Source organism: Streptomyces sp. NPDC032822 (genome assembly GCF_055578825.1).
In genome coordinates this window covers 1-5,449 of the sequence record NZ_JBVIOL010000049.1, presented here as the reverse complement: position 1 = coordinate 5,449, position 5,449 = coordinate 1, and the positions used below count along the sequence as shown (strand labels likewise).

General features: G+C 68.3%; 3 protein-coding genes and 1 pseudogene. 3 read left to right on the top strand and 1 reads right to left on the bottom strand.

Going from position 1 to position 5,449, the window contains the following annotated elements:
• The coding region (locus ACZ5VD_RS43805) for a hypothetical protein (protein ID WP_468686075.1) at positions 1-1,076 on the bottom strand (1,076 nt) is incomplete at its 3' end.
• Positions 1,077-1,637: 561 nt separating this feature from the next.
• Here ACZ5VD_RS43805 and ACZ5VD_RS43800 point away from each other — a divergent pair.
• The 3 genes and pseudogenes from ACZ5VD_RS43800 to ACZ5VD_RS43790 all read left to right on the top strand — a co-directional run.
• Positions 1,638-2,936, top strand: a pseudogene (locus tag ACZ5VD_RS43800) (M14 family zinc carboxypeptidase); the annotation flags it as partial.
• 482 nt (positions 2,937-3,418) lie between these two features.
• Positions 3,419-4,732, top strand: a complete 1,314-nt coding sequence (locus tag ACZ5VD_RS43795) for a CHAT domain-containing protein (RefSeq protein WP_468686073.1) — start codon at positions 3,419-3,421, stop codon at positions 4,730-4,732.
• Complete coding sequence (locus ACZ5VD_RS43790) at positions 4,729-5,418, top strand: hypothetical protein (RefSeq protein WP_468686072.1); 690 nt, start codon at positions 4,729-4,731, stop codon at positions 5,416-5,418. Before ACZ5VD_RS43795 ends, ACZ5VD_RS43790 begins: the two co-directional genes overlap by 4 nt.
• Positions 5,419-5,449: the final 31 nt, after the last annotated feature.

The window sequence follows — 5,449 nt, the reverse complement described above, 5'->3', positions numbered from 1 at the left end:
CCCCCCAAGACATGCGATCGACAGGGGGAGAAAGTCATGCCAACTCCGAAGGCCGGGCGCCCCATTGCGGGGCTACCAAAAAGGTAATGGGGGGGCGCGACTTCGTCGAGCAGCATTCCGTCCAGGATCGGTTCAGGCGAAGTCGAGTGCCATAGTGCCTCTTCCGCCTCGTTGAGCAGCCGGTTCCCCTGCTCGTCCACCAGCGGCACGAGCGCGTCCATTCCGGCGGCCGCCATCTCCTCCGGCGTCCAAAACTGCAGGTAGCAGACACGGCAGAAGAAACCGATAGGGCGGGCCTGCCCGGGGCTGCCTTTCATGATCAGACTGGGGGCGCCGGTGGTGAGTACCCCCAGATTGCGGCAGGCCGGGCACACGCGGGGCAGACACATTATGTGCCGGTGGATATGCACAAAGGCCGTCCGGAACGACTTCAGCGATGCGTATTCCTCGGCGGCGCTCGCTGGCAGCCCGTCAAACCGTTGAGTGAGCCGGTGGCGGGCCTGCTCGACGAGCCGCCTGAAGTGCCGGTCGGCCTTCTCCACCGCATCACTCAAGGTGAGTTCGATCAGGTTGTGCCAGGTGTTCCAATACAGTGCTGGAATCTCCTGGGCGAAGTGGAGCAGGTGGTTGCTGGTCCTGGCGAAGACGGTGAGTGCGTCGAACGTGCTGTCGTGGTCAGCTGCCAGATGGGCGACGCCGTTGCGTAGTTCGATCAGCTCGTCCAGTCCTGGGTCCTTGCGGGGAAGCATGTCCAACCTGCGGAGCCGCGCGATGGCCTGTGCGGCTCCGATGGTGCGAACCTTCTTACTTTTCTCCACATCGGTCTTGCTCTTCTCGACGTCGGTCGTGCTCTCCTCCACACCGGTGAACTGAAAGAGAGCGTCCTCATTTCCTCGCATCTCCAGGAGCAGGAAGGGGCTGCGGTGGGCAAGAGTGGCCTTGGCCAGCCGCTCGATACTGACGCCCGCGTGGAGCAGGAAGACTTCCTCGTCTTCGGCTGCATGCGCGTCCAGTGCTGAGCGTGCGAAATGCCGGGCACCCGGAAGTAGCTGGCGGACGACATCGTCGATGTTCACGCCATCACGCTAGCCCTGGATTTCGCACGTACCGTTTTGCACGGCCAGAGCGCCCGGAGTATCCGGATACGTCCCCACGGCTGGGGCCTCCCTGGGCGCCACACGCTCCACGCAAGTGGCTTCTGGCCTCACTGAAGCGGTAGGTGTGAAATCCAGGTCTAGATGACCTCGAAGCGGTCGTCCAGCTTCTCTTCTCCAGGATCCGGGGGATCTCGAACGAGAGCTCCTCCGCCCGGAATTCGGCTGGCCACGGGCTCACCGTGTGCCGGTAGATCCGGACGTTGTTGTAGGTGATGCCGATGTCCTCGGCGTACTGCTCTATCGTCTCCCGGGCCCTGGGTAGATCCTTGCGGTCCTCGGCCACGATCTGCTCGTACTACGCCCTGGAGACGTTCCCGACCCTCATAATCGTGGGCATGGTGTCCGCCGCCAGGGGGCCGAGGGCTGCTCACGCTCTGCTTTCCCTTCAAATCCCTTTGCTCTTTGTCGTGTTGACGGCGCCGCCAAGTCGTGACTGACTGTTAGTACGCCAGGCATTTCAGGTGAATTGACGGCATCGCATTGTGGAGGTGTGTCCTGCCGCCCCGCCTCCGCTACCCGACCGTCGACGAACTGGTCTCAGGGGCCACCGCGCTCGTCGCCCGCCATCCCGCGGATGCCCGACTGCGCCGGGTGGGCACCTCCCGCGCGGGTACCCCCCTGTGGCTGCTTTCCGTCGGTCACGGCAGTCGCCAGGCCCTCGTCGTCGCCGGCCCGCATGCCAACGAGCCCGTGGGCGGCGCTACCGTGCTGCGGCTGGCTGAACGCGTTCTGGCCGACCCCCGGCTCACCGAGGGCGCCGACGCCACCTGGAACCTGCTGCTCTGCCTCGACCCCGACGGCCTGCGCCGCAACGAGGGCTGGCTGAGCGGCCCGTACACCCTCGGCCACTACTTCCGGAACTTCTTCCGGCCCGGTTTCCTGGAACAGCCCGAGTTTTTGCACGACGGTGCTGCGGGCGCCGCATTGCCCGAGACCCGCGCCCTGCTCGCCCTCCAGGACGAGCTGCGGCCCTTCCTGCAGTGCTCGCTGCACGGTATCGACGTCGGCGGCGGGTTCGTCGAGCTCACCGACGACTTGCCCGGCCTCGCCCAGCGAGTCGCGCACGCTGCCGCACGCCTCGGTATCCCACGCGAACTCGGGCCGTACGACACCTTGTACTGGCCGGCTCTGGGCCCTGCCGTCTACGGGATCCCCCCGCCCCGCCATGCCGACCTGACCACCGCCATCACCGAGGCCACCGTCGAGTCCATCTGGTATCACCCCTACAGGCATGGCACGGTGACGGCGATCGTCAACGCTCCTATGTGGGGCGTGGCTGCCGTCGAGGACGGCAGCGTGCCCGTTGACGTGGCTGGCGTGCTGCGCATGGTCAGCCACACCCTGCGCCACGACGCGCGGCTCCTGGAGGGCATCCTGGCGCGGATCCGCCCGCACGTCTCGGCGGCCCCGGACGCGGCACGCCTGCTCGCCCCGGTCGAGGACTATTTGCTGGTCTGTCCTGGACTCGCGGATGCCTGGGACCCCGATGTCATCGGCAGTGCCCGCCCGTTGCCCCCGCTCAGCATGGCCCATCTGGCCGCCCTGCGCATCGCGGGCCGGCGTCTCGCCCTGCGCACGGCCGGGATGCTGCATCAGCTCGTCATCCGTGCGGGCCGCGACCCGGCCGGTGCGCTGCCCGAGCTGGACCGGCTCGTCGATCTCTGGTGCGCCGACTACCACGACGGCTGCGGGGCGCGCTGGATCCCGGTCGCGCGCCAGGCCGAGTACCAGTCACGGGTCGTAGTGCAGGCCTTCGCACTCGCTGTCCGAAAGAGCCGCCCTCGGCTCCGCGCCGCCGTCCCTCGGCTCCGCGCCGATGTCCGCGCCCGAGCGCTGTCCCACCCCCACTGCCAGGTCCGTATCACCCTCCTCGACGGCTCCTCTCCCACCGTCCTCTTGCTGCGCGTAACCCCCACCGAAGACCACCCCTGGTCCGAGCCCGCGGAGTCCCAGCTCCCCTGGCTGACCGCCACCGCCGTCCCACTCACTTCGGTCTCCGTGGAACCGGCCACCTGCCTCCTCCGCCCCTCCGAAGAACAGACGGCACACGGCGCCGAGTTCACCTTCACCGCCCACCGCCCTGGCCTTCACGTCATTCGCTTCACCATCGCTCTGGAAAGCTCCGGCACGGTCCTACAGCAGGTGGAGACAGAACTCGAAATCCTCGACGGCGACAGCCCGCAGGGCGCTGCCGCCCCGCAGGTCGTCTGGGGCGGGGGCGATATCGGCAGCGGCGAGATCACCTGGGGCGGTATCAGGCGATGAGCGCGGAACTCCCGGTCCGCGTCGTCCAGGATCCCAGTCGAGGCTTCAGCGCCCTGCCCGACGAAGTGGCCGAAGGCCCCGACATCACCGTCTGCCTCGATGTCCTGGCCGGTGACCGGATCAGGGCCCGGCTTTACGGGCCCGCCGTTCCGGCGCTGTACAGCACCGAACATCGTGCGGATCTCACGGCTCGCCCTGCCGATGTACGCGTGGCTGCCGCCCGCCTGTGCCGGCTGTGGAAGGAGCTCCTCGTCGACTTCACGCCCCCTGCGGACGGCCAACCTGCAGCGGAGTTCCCGTACGCCTCCCTGGTGGACCTGCGGACCCGCCCGGCAGGGGAGCAGTACGAGATCGTGGAGGAACTGGCTCTGACAGGGCAACAGTTGCTCTTCGGTACTCTCCTCGGCGGCCCCGATCCACGTGTCCACCGCTTCCGTGACTACTTGGCGGAGGCCCTGTCCGCGAGCGAAGGACTGCGCGTCCGTTTCGACTCGGAGCTGTACCTGCCCTGGTCCATGGTGTGCCTGCGCCCCCAAGACGTGCCGACACCGGCCGGCGCCCCGAGTCACCCGGAGCCGACGGCCGTCTATCCCCGCTTCCTGGGACACCGGCATCAGATCGAGCAGACCGGCGGTGCCTATCCCTGGCTCAGCGGCCGTCGGGAGGCGCCGGACGTACCCGCCGTGAGTCTCAACCACGACGACCTACTTGACCGCAGGGGCCATACCCGGGCCGCGGAGGTCGCCGCGCTCCTGGCCAAGGACACCCATTTCGTGGAACGCACGACGCGTTCCGAACTCCGGCGGGCGCTCTCGGACGCCAGCCTGCGCGAGCACCTGATGTACTTCTGGTGCCACGGCCACTTCATACCGAACGGCGCTCATCCCCCCTCCCTGGCCCTGAGGCTGACCGCCCCGAGTGCCATGGTCGACGCGCACACGGTGCGCGAGTGCCGACAGCACGTCGGGGACGGAAGCCCCTTCCAACCGTTCGTGATGCTCAACGCCTGCCACGCCGGAGTGCCCGCAGAGGGCGGGGACCCTGCGTTTCTGGGCGGGGCGCTGATTCACGCCGGGGCGCGAGGCGTGCTGGGCCCGCAGATCGAGATGCCGCAGGTGTTCGCCGCCGAGTATGCGCTGGAGTTCCTGACCCGCTATCTGCGCGGCAGCCAGACGGCAGGCGAGATCACTCGCGCCGTCACTCGGCACTTCGCCGACGAACTGCACAATCCACTCGGCCTCGCCTACGCCCTGCATTGCGGCATGGACACCCGCCTGGAACGCGCAGAACCCGCGGAGACCTCTGCATGAACCGGAGTCCGGACATCCACGTCGTCGACCTTGGCCCGGACGGCCGGCTCCTCGAAGAGACCTCCGCCGGCCCGCGCCCGGTCTCCGCCGAACGCCTCCACGACCACTTCGCCGAGGAACTCGCCCCTCCCAGTTGGGCCACCGACCTGCTCGTCTACGTACACGGCTGGCAGACCAAGCCGGAGTCCGCGACCGCCGCGGCCGGCCGGCTCCTGGCACTGGCAGCGGCGCAGTACCGGGCTTCCCTGTACCCGCGGCTCACGCCTTGGCTCCCTTGGATCGTCCTGATCCGCTGGCCCTCCCGCTCCCTGCCGTCCCTCGGCGGCTACCGCCGTATCCGCGACCGCGCCCGCGCGATGAGTACGGAGGGCCACGCGGCCCGCGTCGTCGGCCGCCTCCTCGGCTATCTGGATGCCCATCGTCCCGATCCGGCCGCTCCGTCCGTGCTCGCGAACCGCGAGGGCCAGTACCTGCACCTGGTCGGCCACTCTTTCGGCTGCCGGCTCTTGTGCGAGGCGGTGCAGTGGGCGGCGGGCGAGGAGCCGCTCACTCTGGGGTGGAGTACGCCGGAGCCGCACGGTCGGCCCTTCACCGCCGACTCGGTGCTGCTACTGCAGATGGCTGCCCCCCCCATTACCTTTTTGGTAGCCCCGCAATGGGGCGCCCGGCCTTCGGAGTTGGCATGACTTTCTCCCCCTGTCGATCGCATGTCTTGGG